Source organism: Vicinamibacterales bacterium (genome assembly GCA_036504215.1).
Lineage (GTDB): Bacteria > Acidobacteriota > Vicinamibacteria > Vicinamibacterales > Fen-181 > FEN-299.
Genome location: DASXVO010000024.1, coordinates 12511 through 31689, shown reverse-complemented (window position 1 = coordinate 31689; position 19179 = coordinate 12511). Strand labels below are relative to the sequence as shown.

The window sequence follows — 19179 nt, the reverse complement described above, 5'->3', positions numbered from 1 at the left end:
CTCTCAGTGTCGACGGTGGGAGGGACGTCCCCACATCCAACCGGTGGTGAAGGCGATCTCGCCGCCGCGGTCGCGGCTGGCGTAACCGATCACCGTGTCGGGCCTGTCGCTCCAGTTCCACGCTGCGACCAGGCCGACCGGCGGTCTTGTCGAGCGACCTTCCCGCGAGGAGGCCAGGGATTCACCTGTAGAGACCTCGTTCAACGTCACCCTGCCGTCGCCGGACAGATCGGCGGCGCCGCGCATGCCGGAGATCAGGTAGTGGGTGAAGAAACTGCCGCCCAGCCGCTCGGATTCCTGCGCGGCCTCGTCGGCGGGAATCGTCTCGAGGTCCTGCCGAAGCGTCGTGTACGACAGCCTGTCGTTGCCGAGCAATACACTCTTCTCATCGGCATGGCCTGAATAGTAGAAGAACACCTCGGTCCGCACCGCCGCCCCGCCGGCCGATCGTCTGGCCGCCAGCACGCGTCCCTTCAGGGTTTCGAGTGCACCGTCCAGTTCATTCACACGCGGCTGACGGAGGATGACCACGACGATGAACCGGCGCGCCGTGGCGGGTGCGGGCCCGGGACCCGCCTCGGGCGTGCCCGACGCGAGGCCCGCCAGGACCAACAGCGGAAGCACGGCGTTCATTTTCGATCGTCCTTGGTGAGCGTGAACGCGAACTGATCGAGGCCCCTCGGCAGCGTCAGGGCGGGCGGATCTCCCGCGTGGGAGTGGTTACGCGTCGTCGGCGCTCAACGCATGCGGATATTGAGGTGCGCGAAGACGGAGGGATGGTCGGAGGGCCAGCGTTTCTGGGGTCCGTACACGGTCGCGTCCTGTACCCAGGACGTGACGGTGGCCTCCACGGGGCCGGCCAGGAGGACGTGGTCGACGGTCCACGGCAGATCGGCATGGATGTGGACGTCCTCGGCCGTCATGCCGGACGGGATGGCCGTGCAGAGCAACTGGGCTGGCGCGAGATCCATCGTGTCCTTGAACACCGCGCCGCCGTCCGCTACGCCGAGAAGCGTCTTGTAGCGGTCGTCACGCTGCCCGGTGTTGAAGTCGCCGGTCGCGATGATCGGCGTCGATTCGGCGACGGACCGGAAAGTCCGCGCGAACAACGCGGCGGAGGGTTCCTTGTTGGTGCCGTTGTTGTCGAAGTGGGTATTGACGAACAGGAACCGGAACCCGTTCCGCTTCTGCCGCAGATAGACCCAGTTGACATAGCGCGGCACCGACAACGTCTTCCAGTTGTGCGCGAAGGGCAGCGCGGGCTTCGGGCTGAGCCACATCTGGCCGGCGTCGAGAAGGTCGAATCGGTCGCGCCTGTAGAACAACGCGGCGTCGCCGTCGGTCCACGGCCCGAACCTGTAGGTCTCGTACGCGTACTGAGGAAAGGCCTTCACGACTCGGTCGATGTCGCCGTAGCCGCCAAGCTCCTGCAGGCCGAGGAGGTCGGCGTCGTACTTCGCGATCACGTCCTCGAGGTGTGGCCAGCGCTCATCCCACGTGTCGTAGTTGGCCACCTGGCAGACGCGACACATGACGTTGTAGGTCATGACCTTCAGCGTGCCGGTCTCGCAGTCCGCGGCCCCGTCGCAATTGGGCGTCGCGCGGTAAGGCTCGACGTTGAAATACGGCTTGCTCCACGACTGCAGGGCAACGGCCATCGTGTACTGGGGACCGTCGTGGCGGATGAACACGACGAACAGCGGGGTCAGAACAACGACGATCGCGATGCGACTCAACCACGCCATGGTCAGGGTTGTCAGCGGGCGTTGAAGTCCAGCCACTGCGGAACGGTCGAGTAGCGGCCACTCCGGGAGGAACATCGAGTATCGCCGACACCAGGTCCGTGACGCAAGCCGCGTGGAGATCGCCCGAGCAACACCACCTTGACACCCTTTCCATTCCGGTGAACACTACGGGCGGCATTCGGCGACCGCCGCCCTGCCACGAGCGCGAAAGCACTCGACGACACATTCGACTCCGTGGGTTCCATCGACGGGTATCCAGCGACGTTCGGCGGCCAGTGCGACTCGGCGGTTCGAACCAGGGTTCCGTTCACGGTTTCGGGGTTGGTCGACGGTGTGTGCCAGCGCTCGGCGCTGACGTGGCGCGGCGGGTGATGTCGGGTCGGCGAATGTTGCCGCCCCTGCTCTCTTATTGAATCCCCGATTCCGCCCGCAGCCTCCTCCCGGCCTGCGCTCTCTCACCGGACACAACCACTGTGATCAGCCATGGGACGACGTGTGTGCACACACACCCGTCCTCGAGGAGATCCGACCATGTTCGACGCGACCGATTCGGCCGCGAGCGAATCGACGCCGGCGGTCCAGGCCCCGCGCGTCGGGGTGTTCGTGTGCCACTGCGGCGGCAACATCTCGGACGTCGTGGACGTCAGGCGCGTGGCCGAGGAGGCCGCGCGGATGCCGGACGTCGTCCTGGCGACGACGCACATGTTCAACTGCTCGGATCCCGGGCAGGCGCTGATCGAGCAGAAGATCCGGGAGCACGGTCTGACGCGTGTCGTCGTCGCGGCCTGCTCGCCCACGCTCCATCAGATCACCTTCCGCCGGGCGGTCGAGCGGGCGGGCCTGAACCAGTACCTGTTCGAGCACGTGAACATCCGCGAGCACGTCTCGTGGGTGATCGAGGACAAGGAGGCAGCCACCGCCAAGGCCTCGCGCCTCGTCCGGGCGGCGGTGAGTCGTGTGCGCCTTCTGGTTCCACTCGACAAGCGGCGCATCCCAATCCACCCGGCCGCCCTCGTCATCGGCGGCGGGGTCGCCGGCCTGATGGCGGCACGCGATCTCGCCGAACGCGGCATGAAGGTCACCCTCATCGAGAAGCGTCCGTTCCTCGGTGGTCGCATGGCGCAGTTGTGGAACATCTTCCCGACCGGCGAGGAGGCCAGGCCGCTGCTCTGCGACCTGGTCCACGACGTGGTGAGGCATCCGCTCATCACCGTGCTCACCGGCGCCCACGTCGTGGATTCGGAAGGCGTCGTCGGCGACTTCAAGACGAAGATCAAGATCGACGCGCGCGGCGTGGACGAGCGTCTCACGTACCCGGGCAACGCGATTGCCGCCTGCCCGGAGGAGACGATCAGCGAATTCGACTTCGCCCTGAGCCGCCGCAAGGCGATCTACATGCCGTACCCGGGCTGCTTCCCGCCGATCCCGGCGATCGACTGGCATACCTGCACCAAGTGCGGCAAGTGCGTGGCGGCAGTGGGCGGCAAGGGCATCAACCTCGACGCGAAGCCGCGAGAGGTGACCCTTCACTCGGGCGTCATCATCCTCGCGACCGGCTACGACCCGTACGAGCCGCTGTTTGGCGAGTACGGCTACGGCATCTTCCCCAAGGTCATCACGCTCCAGCAGCTCCACCGGATGCTCGACCCGGAGGGACCGACGGCCGGCGCGCTGCCGTTCGACAGCCACAAGCCGGTGCGGATCGGCTTCCTCCACTGCGTGGGCGCCCGACAGATCGAGGGCGTGAATGCGCCCCAGCCCGACGGAAAGGTGAAGGACTACTGCGCCCGCACGTGCTGCACGGCGGCGATGCACGCGGCCGTTGCGCTCAAGGAGCGCTTCCCCGAATCCCACATCACGTCGTTCTACCAGGACATGCGGACCTACGGCCGCGGACACGAGGAGTACTACGAACGGGCATCCGAGCTGGGCGTGCTCTTCGTGCGGTACAGCCCGATGCACCCACCGCGCGTGGACAAGGACCGTGGGGGCGCGTGGCCGCTGGTCGTCCGGACCAAGGACCTGCTGACCGACGGTCTCCCGATTGAGGTGCCGCTCGATCTTCTTGTGCTCGCCACCGGCGTCGTGCCGCACGACATCAGCGAGCTCGTGACGATGTACTCGTGCGCCGTGGGCTACGACAGCTTCCTGCTGGAGGTGCATCCGAAGCTGCGGCCGGTCGAACTGGCGGTGTCGGGCGTCTTCCTCGCCGGCTGCTGCCAGGGACCGATGGACATCACCGAGGCGTGCGCCGCGGCGTCCGCAGCCGCGTCGAAGGCGGCCGCCATGATCGCCCAGGGTCAGGTGGAGATGGACCCGTTCATCGCCTGCGTGGACGAGGACGCGTGCACCGGCTGCCAGACGTGCCTGACCGTCTGCCCCTACGATGCGATCACGCGCGACGAGGCGCGCGGCCTCGCGACGGTGAGCGAGGCGCTCTGCACCGGCTGCGGCACGTGCGCCGCCACCTGCCCGAGCACCGCGATCCAGCAGGCCGGCTTCAACGATCAGCAAGTGCGATCCGAGCTCGAGGTGCTCCTCGGGCCCGCTGTCGCGCGCGACCAGGCCCCGGTCTGCGCGGAGGTCTGACGAAGGGAGAGCCGCTCATGAGTCAGGGAGAGTCGGTGCAGCCCCCCGCCGAGACCGGGACGTCCCAGGCGTGGGAGCCTCGCATCATCGCATTTCTCTGCTACTGGTGCTCGTACACCGGCGCCGACAACGCCGGCACGGCGCGCCTCAAGTACCCGGCCAACGTGGACATCATCCGGGTGATGTGCTCGGGCCGGATCGATCCCGATCTGATCATGACGGCGTTCGCCCGGGGCGCCGACGGCGTCATGGTGTGCGGCTGCCACATCGGCGATTGCCACTACATCGCCGGCAACCACAAGACGATGGCACGGATGCCGCTGGTGTCGCGCGTCCTCCAGGACTTCGGCATCGAGCCCGAACGGTTCGTCCACGAGTGGGTGAGCGCGGCCGAGGGTGACAAGTTCGCGAAGCTCGTGCGTCAGGTGACCGAGCAGGTCTGTCAGGTCGGCCCGCTCGACTGGCCCCGGCGGATGTACGAGCGCGGCGTCGGGCACGGCCAGGACCTTCAGCCGTGGGGAGACCGGGCATGACCACGAATGGTGCCGAGATCGACCGCCAACCCGGCAAACTGCGGGTCGGCATGCACTGGGCGTCGAGCTGCGGCGGCTGCGACATCTCGCTGCTCGAGATTGGCGAGCACCTTCTGGAATTGATCGAGGTGGCCGACATCGTGTTCTGGCCGTGCGCGGCCGACTTCAAGTACCGCACGGTGGCAGACTACCCGGACGGGTACATCGACGTCTGCCTCTTCAATGGTGGCATCCGGAGTTCCGAGCACGAGCGACTGGCGCGCCTGCTCCGGCGCAAGAGCCGGACGCTGGTCGCCTATGGCGCCTGCGCCATGGATGGCGGCATCCCGGCGCTCGCCAACCTGAAGAGCCCGCGCGAGATCTACGACGCGGTCTACCACAGCAACCCGACACTCCACAATCCCGGCCACGTCGAACCCAAGACGCAGTGGGCCACGCCGCTGGGCGAGCTCGACCTGCCCGGGATGTACCCGCAGGTCCTCCGCCTGGGCGACATCGTCGACGTGGACTACCAGATCCCCGGATGCCCTCCGGTGGGGGCGCAGGTGTGGAAGGTCCTGCAGGCGGTCGTCGCGGGCGAGGTGCCGGCGCGGAACAGCGCCGTGCGCGTCGGCTGCGACAACCGCTCGGTGTGCGATGAGTGCCCGCGCGAGAAGCGCAAGACCCGCATCAAGGCGTTCAAGCGGCCGCACATGGCCGTTCCGGAACCCAACTGGTGCCTGCTCGAGCAGGGGTTCGTCTGTCTCGGCGCCTCGACGCGCAGCGGTTGCGGCGCACAGTGCCCGAAGGCCGAGATGACCTGCCGCGGGTGCTACGGCAGCGCCGGCCTGTCGTCCGACCAGGGCACGGCGATGCTGAGCGCCCTCGGATCGGTCATCGACGCGGTCACCGAGGACCGCGCGCGCGAAGTCGTGGACGAGATCGTCGACCCGACCGGCACCTTCTACCGGTTCAGCCTGGCGTCGAGCGCCCTCAAGGCGCGCCGGTAGCACGGACCATGCGGCACGAGGAGCGAACGATGACCATCCCGGCAACGACCTCCGCCGGCCCGACCCGGCGGATCAGCATCGACCCGATCACGCGGCTCGAGGGGCACGGCAAGATCGACATCTTCCTGGACGCCGACGGCGAGGTCGCCGACTGCTTCTTCCAGGTGCCCGAACTGCGCGGCTTCGAGAAGTTCTGCGAGGGCCGACCCGTCGAGGAGATGCCCCGCATCACGCCGCGGATCTGCGGCGTCTGTCCGGAGGCGCACCTGATGGCCTCGGCCAAGGCGTGCGACGCCGTGTACAAGATCTCGCTTCCGCTGACGGCGCGCCTCATCCGCGAGCTGCAGTACGACATCTTCTACGTCACCGACCACGCGACGCACTTCTACGCCCTCGCGGCGCCCGACTTCGTGATGGGCCCCTCGAGCAACCCGGCCGAGCGCAACCTGATCGGCGTCATCCGCAAACTCGGCGTCGGCGTGGGCCAGCAGGTCATCCAGGCGCGCAAGTGGGGGCACGAGGCGGCGGCAATTTTCGGCGGCCGGCCGGTCAACCCCGAGAACGCCATTCCGGGCGGCGTCTCCAAGCCGATCACCGCGTCGGAACGGGATCGCCTCGAGGAAATCGCCCGCTACCTGCTCGAGTTCTCGAAGTTCACGCTCAAGGTCCTGCACGACCTGGTGCTCGCCAACGCCGAGTACGTGGATCTGATCCTCCACGGCCCCTACTACCACGAGACCTACTCGATGGGCCTCGTGGACGACAAGAACCGGACGAACTTCTACGACGGGAAGGTGCGCGTCGTGGATCCGGAAGGCCACGAGCTGTGCAAGTACGCGCCGCGCGACTACGCGAAGTACATCGCCGAGCGGGTCGAGCCCTGGAGCTACCTCAAGTTCCCCTACCTCACGCAGGTTGGCTGGAAGGGATTCGTGGACGGCAAGCAGTCGGGCGTCTACCGCGCCACGCCGCAGGCGCGGCTCAACGTGGCCGACGCGATGAGCACGCCGCTGGCCCAGGAGGCGTACGAGGAGTACTTCGAGACGCTGACCGGCGACCGCAGCGGCCATCGGATGGTGCACCACACCCTGGCCATTCACTGGGCGCGGGTCGTCGAAATGGTCAACGCGGCCGAGCGGGCGCTCGAACTGGTGCGTCATCCGGAGCTGACGCATCCCGAGAACTACCGCGTGATCCCGCACGACACGCCCACCGAAGGAGTCGGAATCGTCGAGGCGCCGCGCGGCACGCTCGTCCACCACTACGTCACCGACGAGAACGGCATCATCCGCAAGGCGAACCTGGTTGTCGGCACCACCAACAACCACGCGGCCATCTGCATGTCGATCAAGAAGGCGGCGCAGGGACTGATCCGCAAGGGCAGCGACATCACCGAGGGCGTGCTGAACATGATCGAGATGTCGTTTCGAGCCTACGACCCGTGCTTCGGCTGCGCCACGCACAGCCTGCCGGGCCAGATGCCGATGGTCGTGCGCGTGCGGGATTGTGGCGGAACGGTGCTGTCAACCACGACAAGAGCGTGAGACCCGGCTTGCCGGGCGGAGCAACGACGATGGCTGATATCCGGGACCGGTACGACGCGCTCGTCATCGGCGGCGGCATCGCAGGTATGCAGGCGGCGCTCGACCTCGGCGAGCAGGGATTCGAGGTGCTGCTCGTGGAGCGGACGCCGTCGATTGGCGGCGTCATGGTGGGGTTGAACAAGGTGTTCCCCACGCTCGACTGCTCGAGTTGCATCTGCACGCCTCGCATGGCGGAATCGGCGCACCACCCGCGCATCCGTCTGCAGACCTACACCGAGGTGCGCCAGGTCGAGCCGGTGGGTTCGGGCTTCCGCGCGGAGCTCGAGTGCAAGCCGCGCTACCTGCACGAGGAGACCTGCATCGGATGCGACGAGTGCGAGCTGGCGTGCCCCATCGAGGTGCCGCACGAATTCGACTACGGCCTCGGCGCGCGCCGCGCCATCTACATCCCGCACGGCAACGCCATTCCACAGAAGGCGGTGCTCGACGTCGAACACTGCATCTTCTGCGGAAAGTGCGAGAAGGTCTGCCCGACCAACTGCCTCGATTTCACCGCCGAGGCGCGCATGGTCACCGTGGACGTCGGCACGGTGATCGTCGCGACCGGCCTCGAGATCCTGTCCATGGGCGCCAAGCCGGAGTACGGCGGCACGCTGCCCAATGTCATGAGCCCGCTCGCGATGGAACGGATCCAGTCGAGCAACGGGCCCTACGGGCGCGTCCTGCGCCCGGCCGACGGCAAGATCCCGAAGTCGATCGCCTACATTCAGTGCGCGGGCAGCCGCGACCGATCGCTCGGCGTGCCGTACTGCTCGCGCGTCTGCTGTATGTACGCGCTCAAGCAGGCGTTGCTGCTCCGCCACTACATCCACGACGTCGACGTCGCGCTCTACTACATGGACATCCGCGCCTTCGGCAAGGGCTACGAGCAGTTCTACCGGCGCGCCGTCACCGAGGGCGTCAAGGTGGTCAAGGGCAAGGTGGCGCGCATCACCGAGGTCGAGAACTTCGACCTGCTGCTGCGTGTCGAGTTGCTCGACGAGGGTGGGCGCGTGGACGAGCACCGCTACGATCTGGTCGTGCTCAGCCAGGGGCTCATCCCGGCGTGGCATGCCGCGGGCGTCATCGACATCGAGGAAGCCGCCGACGGCTTCGTCCAGACGCCGGAGATCAAGCTCAATCCCTCCTTCACGACGATGCCGGGCGCGTTCGTGTGCGGTGTCGCCGCGGGTCCCAAGGACATCCCCGACGCGATCGTCGAGGCCGGCGAGGCGGCTATGGCCGCCGCCAACTACCTCAAGCGCTACCGGTGGCGCTCGTCGCGCCCGGTCGCCGTGGCGGTGTGAGACAGCTCCCCCTCGGAGGAACGACGATGAGCCCCGAAACGACGACCCCGACGCCCGCCGCAGCGCCAAAGGCGAAACGGCCAATCGACAGCCTCCGCGAGTGGAGGGGCGGCATCTCGAAGGAACTCAAGGAGTACTTCAACGAGCAGCAGAAGGTCTACAAGGCCTTGCGGGCGGCGCTGAGGAACGGCCCTCGCACCGTGCCGCAGCTCACCAAGGAATGCAACCTGCCGGCGCCGATCGTGATGTGGCACCTGATGGCGATGCGACGATACGGCGAGGTGCTCGACGGCCCCGAGCAGAACGGATACCTGCTCTACACGCTGAAGGGAGCCTGACCATGCAGCACTACCGAATGGACCCGGCCCTCTCCTCCGAACTGGCCGCGTTCGGCGGCGACACGCTGGGCCGGTGCTTCAGTTGCGGCAACTGCACGGCCGTCTGCGGGCTCTCGAAAGGGGATACCGTGTTCCCCCGGAAGATCATCCGCTACCTGCAGGTCGGGCTCTCGGACCGATTGCTCGAATCGCCCGAGCCGTGGCTCTGCTACTACTGCGGCACCTGCTCGTCGACCTGCCCGCGCGACGCCGAGCCGGGCGAGCTGATGATGGCCACGAGACGATGGCTCGTCAGCAAGTACGATTGGACGGGCCTGTCGAAACGGCTCTACCTCTCGGAGGCCTGGGAGGTCGGTCTCCTGGCCGTCGTCGCGCTCTTCGTCCTGGCTCTCTTCCTGGTGCCCGGCTGGCTGGGCGCATCGTTCGGCTTCTCGGCGATCAATACCAGCGCGCTCGAACACGTGCGCCTCGACCTGTTCGCGCCGACCGGCGTCGTCCACTACGCCGACTGGGCGCTTGCCGGCCTGCTCGGCCTGCTCCTCGGCATCAATGCGCTTCGCATGGTGCTCTTCGTCCGCAAGGGGTACGGCAGCCTGAAGACACCGGCGTCGATCTGGCTCGGCAAGGCCTACGAGATCCTCGTCCACGGCGCCACGCAAAAGCGGTGGCTCCAGTGCGACAACGACGCGCGCGGTCGATGGCTCCGCCATTTCCTGCTCGTCACCGGTTACGCCACGATGTTCCTGCTGGTCATCGTCTTCCTGCCGGCCTTCCAGAGGGAGGGCGCGGAGTTCCACTACACCGCCATCTTCGGCTACTACGCCACGGCGGTCCTGCTCGGCGTCACGCTGCTGGCGATGCGCAGCCGTCTGAAGAAGGATGAGCAAGATCATCGGTTCTCCCACTTCTCCGACTGGATGTTCCTCGTCCTGCTGTTCATGACCGCACTCTCGGGGATCGCGCTCCACGCCGTGCGGCTGCTCGACCTGCCATGGCCGACGTACATCCTCTACGTCGTACACCTGATGATCGCCGTACCCATGCTCGTGGTCGAGGTCCCCTTCGGCAAGTGGAACCACCTGGCGTATCGGCCGGTGGCCCAGTACCTCGTCTCGGTGCGCGAGACCGCGCAGGCCAGTCAGCCGGCCCCCGCGCCGGTGACGCGCCACGCCCATGCGGTTGCCCGATGACCATCGTCCTCGGCCTGGGCAACCCGCTGCGCTACGACGATGCCGTTGGATTGCGCGTGGCGGAGGAGGTCGAGCGGCTGCTCACCGATGATCCAGTACCGGGAGTTCGCGTCCTGACCAGCACGCGCGCAGGCTTCGAACTGATCGACCTGCTGGCCGGCGCGGATCACGCCGTGATCGTGGACTGCCTCGACGTGCCTGGAGGGGTTCCAGGAGAGATCCGTGAGCTGACGATGGAGCGGGTCCCCGGCGCGGCACGGCTGGTCGGCGCCCACGACATCACGCTGGCTGACGCCTTCGAGTTTGCGCGCGTCTCGGGCGTGCCGATGCCGCAAACCGTCGAGATCTACGGAATCCAGGCGGCCGACACGCTGCGAATCGAGGAAGGCCTGTTCCCCGACGTCGCCGCCGCCGTCCCACGCCTCGCGCGGACGATCCACGACCGGCTACACGCCGAGCGGTAGCCGAAGGGTGACCGTGGTTCCCTCGCCTTCGGTGCTCTCCACGTCGATCGTGCCGCCGCGACGGTCGACGACGGCCTTCACGATGGCCAGGCCCAGGCCAGTGCCCTGCGGCTCGATGGCCTTCGCGTTGGCCGCGCGAAAGAATCCCTCGAACAACCTGGGATGCGCCCCCTCGGGGATGCCGATGCCGTCGTCGGCGACGACGAGTCGTCCGACGTCGTCCGACCGGGCCACCGACACGCGCACCTCACCACCGGGGGCGTACTTCACGGCATTGCTCAGGAGGTTGTCCAGCACGAGGTCGAGTTCGTCGGGCTCGGCCGCGACGACGACCGGCTCCGGACACGTGCCGCAGTGGAGCGCGGTGCGTGTCTCGCGCGCCGCCGCCTCGATACGAGCGCAGGCGCTGCTGACGCGATCATCGAGGGCCGAGCCGCGGCAGCGACGCTCGACGTCGTCCTCCAGCCGGACCTGGGCCGACGCCAGATCGAGCAGATCGTCAATCAGCGTCTGCAGGAACTCGAGGCGGCGTTCGACACGGCCAACCAGGTCGGCCTGGGGCGGGCCGAGCGGCCCGGCGTAGCCCTGCGCCAGCACCGACAGCATCGTCCTCGTGACCGTCACCGGCGCACGGAGGTCGTGGGCCACGATGCGGATGAACCGGGCCATTTCGCCAACGGCGCCGTCACGGTCGCGGCTCCGGATCGCCGGCGTGGATGTGGCCATGCGCGCACCTCGACCTACCGACGTGCCGGCACCTTGCGCAGCAACTCGTCGATCGTGGCCAGCAGCCGATCCGGGGGGGTCGGCTTCTCGAGGAACGCGTCCACCGGCAGTGATTTCTCGTCAGGACCGAAGCGATACGGTGTGGTCCGGTGGATCGAGGTCAGCACCAGGATCGGCACCTGTCGGTAGGCGGCGTACTCGGAGGTCTCCGCGGGATCGCGCAGCAACTGGGACACGCGAAAGCCCTCCGTATAGCGGTCCATCATCACGTCGAGGATGATCAGGTCCGGGCTGATCTCCTTCACGCGCCGCAGGCCGACCTCGCCATTCGGCGCCGCGTGAAAGGCGTGCCCCTTCGCCTCCAGCACGATCTTCGCTGCCGCCACGAGGTCGGCGTCGTCGTCGATCATCAGGATCGTGGCCATGCCCATTCTCCTCTTTGTTCAGCCTGATCCTACGCGCGGGTGCCCGTTGGCGCAACTCGCCGGTGTTTGCGGGCGTCTGTGACAAGAGGGGGCGCAGGAACGGTTCGTCATCGGACCGGCGGGCGGTTGGCGGCTGGAGGAAGGAAGGCTGGCAGTCGGCTTCCTGCGCCAGGGCAGCCACATCGTCGTTCATCTCGCGGAGCACGCGCGCCTGGTCTGCCACGTCGGACGCGATGGCGCTCTGCGAGGACGTGATGCTGTTGGTGGCCGACGCCAACTCGTCGACGAGCCGTCCGGCCGCGGTCGAACCCAGTTGGATCTCTTCGACGCGCCGGGCGATCTCGGTGGCCGCTCCTGCAGACGCGCCCGCGAGTTCCTTCACCTCGCTCGCGACGACAGCGAAGCCCCTCCCGGCCTCGCCGGCGCGCGCGGCTTCAATCGTCGCATTCAACGCGAGCAGCCGCGTCTGCGCCGCGATTCGCTGCACCGTCGTCGAGAAGCCCGCGATCGCTCCGCCGGCCTCGGCGAGCACACGAACCGCGTCGGCCACCCGCACCGCCGCCTGGTGGCCCTTGTGGGCGTCGGTGAGGGCCTGCTGCGCCGTGTGCTCGATGCGCGAGACGGCACCACCGACCTGTTGGACGGCGACGCTCAACTCCTGTGCCTGGTCGCCGAGCCGCTTGACGCCGGCCGCGCCATCTTCCACCGCGCGCGCCGCGCGTCGCTGTTTGAGGAGCCGGCAGTTCTCCGGGCGATTCAAGCCGTTGTGCAGGGCAACTGCCATCTCGCGACAACTGCCGTACCCACAACTGCCGCAGTCGAGCACGTCCCGGTCGTCGACCTTCTCGAGCGCGCGGTAGATCGCCTGCACTTCCTGTTCGCTCGGCCGGCGCCACCGGGCGTTCGAACTGCGATCCGTGTAGGTGCGGCCGTAGAGACCGGGTTCCCAGTGCTTGTCGATCTGCACCAGAACGGCGGCGTGCTGGGCCTCCTGTGACGACCCGCCGCATTCGGCCGCGTACCGGTCGCGCATCGTTCGCGCGCGGCTCGCAACCGCCGCCTCCACCTTGTCCTGGGAAACGGTGCGGTTCGGGGTGCCGGGGCCGCCGTTGCATCCCAACTCGCAGTTCAGGCAATCGATCAACAACGGGTTCACGCCTTCCCGAAGCGACTCGGGGAGGTGCTCGAGGTATCGGTAGACGCTGTGAGGACCTTCGATCTTCCGGGCGATGGTGCCCACGTCGGGGTTCCAGCGTTTTGCGGTCTCGAGCAATCCGCCGGGCGTCGAGAAGAGGACCGCACGTTCGGCGGGCGGGTTGTCGTAGTCCGTCTCCGGGAACTCCGTGAGGCGGCGGCCATCTCGTTCCAGCCGCGCGACCACCGAGGTGAAGGTGACGTTGTAGTCGCCGATGCCGACCTCGTCGAATTCGCGCCGCTTCGCGACGCACGGGCTGAGGACGACGATCCGGTGGCCCTGGTACCGAGGATAGAAGCGCCGCACCATCTTCGCGGTGTGGATCATCGGGCTGTCGGCGGGCGCCAGATGCGGAATCAGCTCGGGCTTGAACAGCTCGATCCAGGTGACCAGGGCCGGACACGGCTGCGCGATGACGGCCTTCGGGCGATTGGCGGCGATGTGTTCCAGGTAGGACTTGACGGTGAGTTCGGCGCCAAAACTCACGTCGAATGCCGCGGCGACCCCGAGTTTACGGAGCCAGTCGTTCAGCCGAAGCCATTCACCGGGGAACACCGCTGCGACAGCCGGCGCGACGATTGCGACCATCGGCACACCGGCGGCCAGATCGGAGAAGAACCGCTCCGAATCATCCAGGGCTCGACGGGCGTGGTGCGTGCACTTGTCGAGGCACTGACCGCAGCCAATGCAGGTGTTGTGATCGAGCCGTCGTCCAGACTGTAGCCGCGTGGATCCGTTTGGTGGAATGGATGGACTTGAAACGAAGGGACCGGACGCGACGGGCGCGATCGCTGGCCGTACGCTCGTCGCTTTGTGTGCAACCGGCGGGCCGCTGGGGGAGTATTCTCGGCCCGAGCATCCTCTCCTTGCGACGTTGTCCCGTGGTGCGCCTGCGTGCGCCCGGACAGCGCGTGCGCTCCGTCCACCGGCCGCAGGCGGCCACGTCGAGCGACCAGGAGGTTCCATGAGATGTGCTGCGTGTCGTCGGCGACGTTCTCGTGCATCCGGCGTCATCTTGATCCTCGTGTTGTGCGTTGCAGCCTCGTCGGGCGCAGGTGCTACGGTCGACGACACGAAGTCTGCCGTAGTTGAGCTGCAGATTCCCCTGCGGGAGGGGGCGCGGTCGGTGAGCGGGCACGTGAGCCCGGTCCTGAAGAAGCCGACAGAGGCGAAGGAGGCGGCCAGAACCGACAATTCGGCCAAGACAGCCGGGCAGTCTCCCGCGAGTCCGGAGGCCGCTCAGAAGAAGCGGACCGTGGTGGTGATCGTGCGGCCTCCTCAGGACCGGAAGAGCGATCCGACCACCACGGCCGTGTTCTATCAGCGGGTAGTGGCGAACGTCGACAAGGACACGGCGATCTTCGCGGCGCAGTTCCCGCAGCCGCTGATGGCCGGCCAGGTTGTGGAGGTCGAGGTGTTCGACGGCGACACGCCCGTCAGCACGCCCTACCAGTATCCGGTCGCCACGTCCGGCGACTGGGGCCGCGTGCACGCCTACTTCACGGGAGGCGTGGTCTTCTCGAACGATGCCGAGGACTTCTCGCGTCAGGATCTGGTGCTGTCGTTCACGCTGGACAAGAATTGGTGGCAGGCCGCGGACCCGTACGCGCTCGAGAAATCGGGACGGGAGCGCGGCGCCTCCGGGCAGAACCCAAGCCGCGGACAGCCATGCGAGGGCGGAGAGAGGCGCAAGGGTGGAAACGCGTGCGAGGGAGGACCAAGCGGCAGGTTGTCGTTCAGGCAGTTGAACACGTTCTTCGACACCCGGCTCACGGCGGTTCCGGTCGTGCCGCAGGCGACGGCTGCGGCCCCCCCATCGACGGCGGCAAAGACCGGCGCGACGACCTCGTCCTCTTCCACAGCGGCCGGCTTCGTGGATTCGCGCAAGGCCGCCACGATCCAGGTCGGCATCTACGCGCCGCTCTACTCGGATGCCTGGGCGTGGACGCACGATCACCAGCGCAACGCGCTGTTTGTCGCACCCGTCGCCAAGTTCGGCATCAGCACCATCGTCGGCCAGGATCAAGGCAAGGCGACCGACACCAGCGTCTACAAGTTCTGGTCGTTCGGCGTCGGCCTGGGCCACTACCGCCTCAACCAGACTCCGGACACCGCGCCGGAACTCATCAGCTATCTCCATGTGACGGCCGGCAAGTGGGAGTCGTTCGGCACCGAGTGGCGCCTGGCGGTCGAGGGGCGACTGAAGCTGCCGGACGCGCCATTCCAGGTGGGCTTCGACGCGAACGTCAGGCGGGGCTTCAAGGGCGACGCGGACCTTCGGTTCGTCGTGGGCACCAGGTTCGATCTCGGGGAGTTGCTCGGCAAGCTGAAGTCGTTCGGGATGTGATGCGAGGAGGGGACGGCGATGCGGCGGGCGGTCGGCATCGGCGATGCGCGCGGTCATCGAACGGGGCGAGCGCGTGTCGTTGTCGACGCTCGTCCTCTACGAGTGGCTGCGCGGCCCCCGCCACGCCGAAGAATTGCGCGCCCAGGAGGCGGCACTCTGGACCCTCAATCCGAGGGACTTCGCCGACATCCCGGGTCTGCGGATATTGGAGCCGTCTCCGCGGTAGACCTCGTTGTCCGGGAATTCAACACCGCGATCCGTCGCGCCTGTCCGCGCGAGCTCAGGTCGAGACCGGCCCCGCCAGCGCGGCGGCGACGAAGCGGCCATCGTGCGAGAGGCTGACGTCGAAGCCGGCGACCGGCTGGCCTTCCTGGGCGATGACGGGCGGGCTCCATCCCCACGCGCGCCAGAGTCGGAGGATTTCGGCGCCCTGGAGGTCCCAGCGATCCATGAGGCGGCGGGCCAGCAGACGGGCGCGTTCCGAGGCGGTCGAGTGGACGGATGCCTGCTCGGCGCAACTGAGGACGCCGCCGAGCGGCTGGCATTCGTGGAGTATGCCGGCGAGCAGTTGCCGCGGACCGCGCGGCACCTCCACACCGACCGCCAGGCCAGAGCCTTCGCGGCGCGCGAGCTGGCCGATGCAGTGGATGTAGTCGCGCGCCATCTCCCAGCGCACGCGGATGTCGAGATCCTCGAACCGCACGCTCACCCACTCGGCCAGGCTGCCGGGCGCGACCACGCGGCCGGCGTCCGCGGGCGGTTCCGGGCCGACCTCGAACTTCCGATGCGCGAAGATCACGCCTTCGCGCCACTTGCTCGCGATCTTGAACGCGGTCTCCTTGGCGGTCCACGCCTTCCACAGCGCCAGCGTCGGCGCCGCGGCGGCGAGGATCCGCTCGCGCTCTTCGGGCGTGAACACCCGGTCCATGAACCGCCGGTCCCGCTCCTTGCCCGCCACGCCGGGCTCGGCGAGATCGACGATGTCGTTACCGATCCAGGATCGCGTTCTCAAAGTACTCCTGCTCCATCTCGCTCAACTGCCGGACGATCTGCGTCGCCAGGTCGCGATCGGCGCGCATCCCCTGGAACGTCGTCTTCGGCGCCGCCCACTTCATGCGCACGAAGAACGATTCCCCGGCGTGCGGGTACGCGCTGTAGGCGCGCTGTCCGAAACCTCGCGCGAAGACGCACAGCACACGGGCGGCCGGCGATTCCTGTACCATCCGGCCCACGCCGTACACGAAGTTCGTGGTGTCCACGCGCCCCAGCCGGCTGCGTCCGCCCTCGGGGAACACCAGCACCGACTGGCCGCGAGCCAGCAGGAACTTCACCTTGTCGAGCGCCTGGCGCGCTTCCTCTGGCGGTCCCTGTCGCCGGACCAGCACGCATTTGCCGAAGTACCCCAGCAGCCGCACGAACAGGTTGATCGACATGTTGTACTTGTCCGGGAGGTTCCAGAAGAACCACTCCGGCCGTACGAACAAACGCCAGCCCGGCACGAGCGCCCACTGGATGACCAGCGAGTCGATCAACGTGAGGTGATTGGCGCACACCAGCAGCGGTCCACGCCGATCGCCGACGAGAGCCGCGAACTCGGCGCGTACCGGCCTCAGGTCGGGAACCCGGTACCCCCGAACGCGCATCCACGCCCGAATGCTGTAATAGGTGAGGAGGACGCATGTCTGGCACACTGCCTCCTGCACCCGCAGCACCAGGCGCTGTCTGGTTGACAACACGGCGGTCGTCAGTGCGCCGGCGCGGTCTTCTGCACGATCATCTGGACCGCGTCGCCGAGCGTCCGCACGCGATCGGCCGCCTCGTCATCCACCTGGATGCCGAACTCGTCCTCGAACGCCAGGATGATGTCCACCAGGCGCGCCGAGTTCACACCGAGGTCCTCGATGATCCGCGTGCCGTCGCTCGCAGAGGTGAACGCCGTCGCGTTCTTCACGAACGGCTTGATGATGCCGAGGACCTTGCCAAATGCAGTCGTGGTATCCATGCGTTTCTCCCTGCCTTATTGACCATTCTCCCACTTGCCGAAGATGAGGCAGCCGTTCACGTCGCCGAAGCCGAAGCTGGCCTTGGCGAGCACGCGCGGCGACACGTCGATGGTCTGGTGCGGAATGTGCGCGGCATACGGCTCGATGTCCGGGTGCACGTCCTCGCAGTTGATCGACCCGTGCACGAACCCGCGGCTCACCTGCAGCACCGACGCCACCGATTCGATGCCGCCGGCGGCGCCGAGGCCGTGTCCGACGAGCGACTTGGTCGAGCTGATCCACGGGAAGTTCCCGGGCTGCCGACCGAGCGCCCGCGCCCACGTGCCGACTTCCAGCGGATCGGCCATCGTGGCGGTGAGGTGCCCGTTGATCGCTTCGACGCGTTCCGGCGCCACGCCACCAATCGCGAGTGCCGCAAGCACGCACCGCTTCGCCCCTTCCGGGTTCGGCGCGGTCATGCTCCCGCCGCCGCGTTGGCCGCCGCAGTTCACGTGGCCACCGAGAATCTCGGCGTAGATGCGTGCGCCCCTGGCCCTTGCCGACGACAGGCTCTCCACCATCAGCAGCCCGGCGCCCGACGAGGGCACGAACCCGCCGGCCGTGGCGCTCATCGGCCGCGACGCGGCCTCGGGCTTGTCGTTCGACTGGCGCGCCAGCACGCGCATCGCGTCGAACCCGGCCCAGATGTAGTGTGAGCACCCTTCGGCCCCGCCGGCGAGGATCCGCACCGCGCGCCCTTCCCGAATCTTGTGGAACGCCTCCACGACCGCTTCCGTCCCCGTGGTGCAGGCGCTGCTGTTGGTCGTCACCTGTCCGCCAAGCGCCAGGAAGCCCCCGACGCACGCGCTCACCGAACTCGCCATCGTCTGCTCGACCGTCGTGCTGCCGAGGCGCCGAACCTTGCCCTCGTTCACTCGGGGCACGACCCAGTCGCCGACCGTGTCCACGCCGCCGATCCCGGTGCCGACGATCGCGCCGGTATTCCAGTCAACCTCGTCGGACCCGGGCTCCGGCACCACGAAACCGGCATCGCGCCAGCAGTCGATTGCGGCGATGCCGGCGTAGACCATGCTGCTGTTCAGCGCGCGCAGCGACTCTTCGGTGAAGTACTCGTGCTTCAGCTCGTCGCTGATGTCGGGAATCCCGCCCACCTGGCAGGCAAACCCGAGGTCGCGCAGCTTCTCGTGGAACGTGATGCCCGATCGCCCGGTCCGCAGCGCCTGTTCGAACGCCTCGAGGCCGTGCGCGTTCGCCGCGACGACGCCCATTCCCGTGACCACGACCCGTTCAGCCATTTCTTACTCCCAATCCCGATGCCGTGGTCTGGGCCACGAGCGTGCCGTCGGCCGCGAACATCTCGATCCGGGCGCGCAGCTTGTTCCGCCTCCAGAAGATCCGCTCCGCGCGAATCGTCACCGTCTCGCCGGGCAGCACCGATCGCACGAACTCCGACTCCGCGTCCACGAAGAGCGTCGTCCAGTCGCGAGCCTCCTGGAGCGAGTGCTCCAACGCGAAGAGGTAGATCCCGAGCGCCACCACGCCGACCTGGCACATCGACTCGAGCAGGATCACACCGGGCGTAATCGGCCGCCCCGGAAAGTGGCCCGCGTAGAACCACTCGTCCTCCCGAAACGTATAGCGCCCGGCGATCCGCTGCTCGCCCACCTCGAGAATCTCATCCACGAAGCGGAACGGCCGCTGCTGCGGAAGGAGTTCGAGGATCTGGGTCGGGGTCAATTCCATGC

General features: G+C 67.6%; 19 protein-coding genes. 10 read left to right on the top strand and 9 right to left on the bottom strand.

The window, feature by feature from the left end; translation table 11 throughout:
• Positions 1–3: 3 nt before the first annotated feature.
• Entirely contained in the window at positions 4–633 is a 630-nt protein-coding gene (locus VGK32_06130; GenBank protein ID HEY3381328.1) for a hypothetical protein, read from the bottom strand.
• A 104-nt stretch (positions 634–737) separates the two neighbouring features.
• A complete protein-coding gene (locus VGK32_06125; protein HEY3381327.1) occupies positions 738–1745 on the bottom strand; it encodes an endonuclease/exonuclease/phosphatase family protein in 1008 nt (335 codons plus the stop codon).
• 531 nt (positions 1746–2276) lie between these two features.
• Between VGK32_06125 and VGK32_06120 the strand changes: the two genes are divergently transcribed.
• Genes VGK32_06120 through VGK32_06085 form a run of 8 tightly spaced genes read left to right on the top strand, consistent with a single transcriptional unit; the run spans position 2277 to position 10738 of the window.
• Complete coding sequence (locus tag VGK32_06120; protein ID HEY3381326.1) at positions 2277–4334, top strand: CoB--CoM heterodisulfide reductase iron-sulfur subunit A family protein; 2058 nt, start codon at positions 2277–2279, stop codon at positions 4332–4334.
• Between the two features lie 17 nt (positions 4335–4351).
• Positions 4352–4867, top strand: coding sequence for a hydrogenase iron-sulfur subunit (locus VGK32_06115; protein ID HEY3381325.1), 516 nt, complete (start codon positions 4352–4354; stop codon positions 4865–4867).
• Positions 4864–5856 carry a hypothetical protein gene (locus VGK32_06110; GenBank protein HEY3381324.1) on the top strand — a complete coding sequence of 331 codons (993 nt, stop codon included), beginning with the start codon at positions 4864–4866 and terminating at the stop codon, positions 5854–5856. The genes VGK32_06115 and VGK32_06110 overlap by 4 nt, the downstream gene beginning before the upstream one ends.
• Positions 5857–5885: 29 nt before the next feature.
• Positions 5886–7400 carry a Ni/Fe hydrogenase subunit alpha gene (locus tag VGK32_06105; GenBank protein HEY3381323.1) on the top strand — a complete coding sequence of 505 codons (1515 nt, stop codon included), beginning with the start codon at positions 5886–5888 and terminating at the stop codon, positions 7398–7400.
• Between the two features lie 29 nt (positions 7401–7429).
• Positions 7430–8746: a CoB--CoM heterodisulfide reductase iron-sulfur subunit A family protein gene (locus VGK32_06100; GenBank protein ID HEY3381322.1), complete on the top strand. Its 1317-nt coding sequence runs from the start codon at positions 7430–7432 to the stop codon at positions 8744–8746.
• 26 nt (positions 8747–8772) lie between these two features.
• Complete coding sequence (locus VGK32_06095; GenBank protein HEY3381321.1) at positions 8773–9084, top strand: hypothetical protein; 312 nt, start codon at positions 8773–8775, stop codon at positions 9082–9084.
• A 2-nt stretch (positions 9085–9086) separates the two neighbouring features.
• Positions 9087–10274, top strand: coding sequence for a 4Fe-4S dicluster domain-containing protein (locus VGK32_06090; protein HEY3381320.1), 1188 nt, complete (start codon positions 9087–9089; stop codon positions 10272–10274).
• Entirely contained in the window at positions 10271–10738 is a 468-nt protein-coding gene (locus VGK32_06085; protein ID HEY3381319.1) for a hydrogenase maturation protease, read from the top strand. Before VGK32_06090 ends, VGK32_06085 begins: the two co-directional genes overlap by 4 nt.
• Here VGK32_06085 and VGK32_06080 read toward each other — a convergent pair.
• On the bottom strand, positions 10721–11464 hold the full coding sequence (locus VGK32_06080; protein HEY3381318.1) for a HAMP domain-containing sensor histidine kinase: 744 nt from the start codon (positions 11462–11464) through the stop codon (positions 10721–10723). The two genes, VGK32_06085 and VGK32_06080, sit on opposite strands and share 18 nt — an antisense overlap.
• Positions 11465–11584: 120 nt before the next feature.
• Positions 11585–13672 (bottom strand): [Fe-Fe] hydrogenase large subunit C-terminal domain-containing protein, encoded by a 2088-nt coding sequence (locus tag VGK32_06075; protein ID HEY3381317.1) that lies wholly within the window; start codon positions 13670–13672, stop codon positions 11585–11587.
• A 538-nt stretch (positions 13673–14210) separates the two neighbouring features.
• Here VGK32_06075 and VGK32_06070 point away from each other — a divergent pair.
• Positions 14211–15431, top strand: coding sequence for a hypothetical protein (locus tag VGK32_06070; protein ID HEY3381316.1), 1221 nt, complete (start codon positions 14211–14213; stop codon positions 15429–15431).
• A 43-nt stretch (positions 15432–15474) separates the two neighbouring features.
• Positions 15475–15657 carry a hypothetical protein gene (locus VGK32_06065; GenBank protein ID HEY3381315.1) on the top strand — a complete coding sequence of 61 codons (183 nt, stop codon included), beginning with the start codon at positions 15475–15477 and terminating at the stop codon, positions 15655–15657.
• Between the two features lie 54 nt (positions 15658–15711).
• On the opposite strand, the gene VGK32_06060 is transcribed toward VGK32_06065, so the two are convergent.
• The 5 genes from VGK32_06060 to VGK32_06040 are packed head-to-tail and all read right to left on the bottom strand — an operon-like array spanning position 15712 to position 19177.
• Complete coding sequence (locus tag VGK32_06060; protein ID HEY3381314.1) at positions 15712–16443, bottom strand: 4'-phosphopantetheinyl transferase superfamily protein; 732 nt, start codon at positions 16441–16443, stop codon at positions 15712–15714.
• Entirely contained in the window at positions 16418–17167 is a 750-nt protein-coding gene (locus tag VGK32_06055; GenBank protein HEY3381313.1) for a lysophospholipid acyltransferase family protein, read from the bottom strand. The genes VGK32_06060 and VGK32_06055 overlap by 26 nt, the downstream gene beginning before the upstream one ends.
• Positions 17168–17175: 8 nt before the next feature.
• Positions 17176–17433 (bottom strand): phosphopantetheine-binding protein, encoded by a 258-nt coding sequence (locus tag VGK32_06050; GenBank protein ID HEY3381312.1) that lies wholly within the window; start codon positions 17431–17433, stop codon positions 17176–17178.
• A 15-nt stretch (positions 17434–17448) separates the two neighbouring features.
• Positions 17449–18729 (bottom strand): beta-ketoacyl-[acyl-carrier-protein] synthase family protein, encoded by a 1281-nt coding sequence (locus tag VGK32_06045; protein HEY3381311.1) that lies wholly within the window; start codon positions 18727–18729, stop codon positions 17449–17451.
• A complete protein-coding gene (locus VGK32_06040) occupies positions 18722–19177 on the bottom strand; it encodes a hypothetical protein (GenBank protein HEY3381310.1) in 456 nt (151 codons plus the stop codon). Before VGK32_06040 ends, VGK32_06045 begins: the two co-directional genes overlap by 8 nt.
• Positions 19178–19179: the final 2 nt, after the last annotated feature.

Excerpts from the sequence above, each read along its gene's own strand:
- VGK32_06130 (HEY3381328.1), bottom strand. The coding sequence starts at position 633 with ATGAACGCCGTGCTTCCGCTGTTGGTCCTGGCGGGCCTCGCGTCGGGC.
- VGK32_06125 (HEY3381327.1), bottom strand. The coding sequence starts at position 1,745 with ATGGCGTGGTTGAGTCGCATCGCGATCGTCGTTGTTCTGACCCCGCTG.
- VGK32_06120 (HEY3381326.1), top strand. The coding sequence starts at position 2,277 with ATGTTCGACGCGACCGATTCGGCCGCGAGCGAATCGACGCCGGCGGTC.
- VGK32_06115 (HEY3381325.1), top strand. The coding sequence starts at position 4,352 with ATGAGTCAGGGAGAGTCGGTGCAGCCCCCCGCCGAGACCGGGACGTCC.
- VGK32_06110 (HEY3381324.1), top strand. The coding sequence starts at position 4,864 with ATGACCACGAATGGTGCCGAGATCGACCGCCAACCCGGCAAACTGCGG.
- VGK32_06105 (HEY3381323.1), top strand. The coding sequence starts at position 5,886 with ATGACCATCCCGGCAACGACCTCCGCCGGCCCGACCCGGCGGATCAGC.
- VGK32_06100 (HEY3381322.1), top strand. The coding sequence starts at position 7,430 with ATGGCTGATATCCGGGACCGGTACGACGCGCTCGTCATCGGCGGCGGC.
- VGK32_06095 (HEY3381321.1), top strand. The coding sequence starts at position 8,773 with ATGAGCCCCGAAACGACGACCCCGACGCCCGCCGCAGCGCCAAAGGCG.
- VGK32_06090 (HEY3381320.1), top strand. The coding sequence starts at position 9,087 with ATGCAGCACTACCGAATGGACCCGGCCCTCTCCTCCGAACTGGCCGCG.
- VGK32_06085 (HEY3381319.1), top strand. The coding sequence starts at position 10,271 with ATGACCATCGTCCTCGGCCTGGGCAACCCGCTGCGCTACGACGATGCC.
- VGK32_06080 (HEY3381318.1), bottom strand. The coding sequence starts at position 11,464 with ATGGCCACATCCACGCCGGCGATCCGGAGCCGCGACCGTGACGGCGCC.
- VGK32_06075 (HEY3381317.1), bottom strand. The coding sequence starts at position 13,672 with ATGGTCGCAATCGTCGCGCCGGCTGTCGCAGCGGTGTTCCCCGGTGAA.
- VGK32_06065 (HEY3381315.1), top strand. The coding sequence starts at position 15,475 with ATGCGCGCGGTCATCGAACGGGGCGAGCGCGTGTCGTTGTCGACGCTC.
- VGK32_06050 (HEY3381312.1), bottom strand. The coding sequence starts at position 17,433 with ATGGATACCACGACTGCATTTGGCAAGGTCCTCGGCATCATCAAGCCG.
- VGK32_06045 (HEY3381311.1), bottom strand. The coding sequence starts at position 18,729 with ATGGCTGAACGGGTCGTGGTCACGGGAATGGGCGTCGTCGCGGCGAAC.
- VGK32_06040 (HEY3381310.1), bottom strand. The coding sequence starts at position 19,177 with ATGGAATTGACCCCGACCCAGATCCTCGAACTCCTTCCGCAGCAGCGG.